3 protein-coding genes and 2 pseudogenes are annotated in these 1,475 nt (G+C 48.9%); 2 read left to right on the top strand and 3 right to left on the bottom strand.

Going from position 1 to position 1,475, the window contains the following annotated elements:
* Together I6E24_RS16215 and I6E24_RS16210 are read left to right on the top strand one after the other, a co-directional pair.
* A pseudogene (locus tag I6E24_RS16215) lies at positions 1-214 on the top strand (hypothetical protein); the annotation flags it as partial.
* 13 nt (positions 215-227) lie between these two features.
* A complete protein-coding gene (locus I6E24_RS16210) occupies positions 228-590 on the top strand; it encodes a hypothetical protein (RefSeq protein ID WP_022233786.1) in 363 nt (120 codons plus the stop codon).
* Positions 591-659: 69 nt separating this feature from the next.
* Here the strand turns inward: I6E24_RS16210 and I6E24_RS16205 are convergent, their stop codons facing one another.
* From I6E24_RS16205 to I6E24_RS16195, 3 genes and pseudogenes are all read right to left on the bottom strand, one after another.
* Positions 660-962: a helix-turn-helix domain-containing protein gene (locus I6E24_RS16205; RefSeq protein ID WP_148330996.1), complete on the bottom strand. Its 303-nt coding sequence runs from the start codon at positions 960-962 to the stop codon at positions 660-662.
* Between the two features lie 30 nt (positions 963-992).
* Positions 993-1,286, bottom strand: coding sequence for a helix-turn-helix domain-containing protein (locus tag I6E24_RS16200; protein WP_022233788.1), 294 nt, complete (start codon positions 1,284-1,286; stop codon positions 993-995).
* Positions 1,267-1,475, bottom strand: a pseudogene (locus I6E24_RS16195) (hypothetical protein); the annotation flags it as partial. The pseudogene I6E24_RS16195 and the gene I6E24_RS16200, both read right to left, overlap by 20 nt.

The following is a 1,475-nucleotide window of genomic DNA, read 5'->3' as shown; positions in this document are numbered from 1 at the left end:
GAGAATAGCTAAAATGCCGTTATGGGCGGAGAGCCGTATACATGGAGACGTGTACGTACGGTTCGGAGGCAGGCTGTCGGAAACCTACCACCGTAAGGTGGCATGGCGCCGACAGCCGAGCCTACAGATTACAAAAGAAAAGCTCAATCAGGATATGGAAAATCTTGTCGCACGTCTTGGCAGCATAGAAGAGTTCAAAGGATGCAACATCTAAAAAAAGAAGAATCATGAAACGAAATATCATTACCATAGAAGGAAAATCGGTAACCGTAACCGGTAACGATGTATGGATGACGGCATGGGAAATCGGAGAACTGTTCAATGTGACAACAACAGCTGTTAATGCGGCTATCCGGGCAATCCTGAAAACGGACGTGCTGAATGACTTTGAGGTGTGCCGGTATGTCCGGCTGGAAAACGGTCTGAATGCCGATGTCTATTCCCTTGAAATCATTATACCGATAGCGTTCCGCCTGAATACCTATTATACCCATGTGTTCCGTTCGTGGCTTTTACGGAAAGCGTACGCCAAAGAACAGAAGGATACCTATATGCTGTTTGTGCCGATAGCCAAAGGAGGCCATTGCTGAGAACGGAACAAACGCAAGCAAGAACGGACAACCGGATGACGGCTGTCCGTTCTTGCTTTTGGTCGGAGGTTATCTGAAAGGTTTCCGATAGTTCGCTTCCAGTACCTCACGCAGTCCCGATTCGGGATACAGCGCCTTTCCGCCTAAAATGATATAAGGCAGCAGCCGTTCGTTACGGTATTCCTGAAGAGTACGGCGGCTTACCCGTAAAAGGTCTGCCACTTCCTTGTCCGTCAGGTACACCTCACCGTCAAGCGGCGGGCGGTAACTCTCCAGAAACCCGCTGAGCCATCTGGAGCTTTTTCTCATTTTCTGCAATATGGAAGCGACCTTTTCGTCTTCCATCGTGATGATTTCATTGTTCTCGTTCATGTTACTTCGGATTTAGCGGTGAATATTCGGTTATTTGCCGCCGGGGTGGATTATGCCTACAAGCGGAATCAGCCGCTTGACCTCTTCCGGCTTGTAAAAGAACTTATGCCCGATCTGTGAATAGCCGATGAATCCCTTGTCACGCAGTTTCTGCAAGGTGCGCTGGCTTATCCGTAACCGGTTACACACTTCGTCGCCCGTGAGCCAACGGGCAAGGCGTTTCCCGTCCCCCTTGCGCTGCAAGGCGGTCACTTTTTCCACAAAGGCGTCCCACTGCGCCATCAGTTCCTCGAAGGTCTTTTTCTCAATAGATACCGTTTCCATAAGAATTTGATTTTAGTTCCGTGCAAAGGTAACGACGCAGGCAGAAAAAGATTCCATATTCTGCTAACTGGCAACTTGTTGCGCCGTTTGTCCGGGTAACGGAGCCATTTCTCAAAAAAATCTCACGTGAGCCACGTAGTGAGTTGTTAAAGCCCCTTTTGTTTATTGCTGAACTTTGCCGCAGGAACA

It is taken from the genome of Bacteroides caecigallinarum (genome assembly GCF_021530995.1).
GTDB lineage: Bacteria > Bacteroidota > Bacteroidia > Bacteroidales > Bacteroidaceae > Phocaeicola > Phocaeicola faecigallinarum.
The sequence above is the reverse complement of the archived record's forward strand: the minus strand, read 5'-3'. Positions and strand labels throughout refer to the sequence as shown.

What these genes read in the sequence shown, in the direction of transcription:
- I6E24_RS16205 (WP_148330996.1), bottom strand. Translation starts at nt 962, where the DNA reads ATGAACGAGAACAATGAAATCATCACGATGGAAGACGAAAAGGTCGCT.
- I6E24_RS16200 (WP_022233788.1), bottom strand. Translation starts at nt 1,286, where the DNA reads ATGGAAACGGTATCTATTGAGAAAAAGACCTTCGAGGAACTGATGGCG.
- I6E24_RS16210 (WP_022233786.1), top strand. Translation starts at nt 228, where the DNA reads ATGAAACGAAATATCATTACCATAGAAGGAAAATCGGTAACCGTAACC.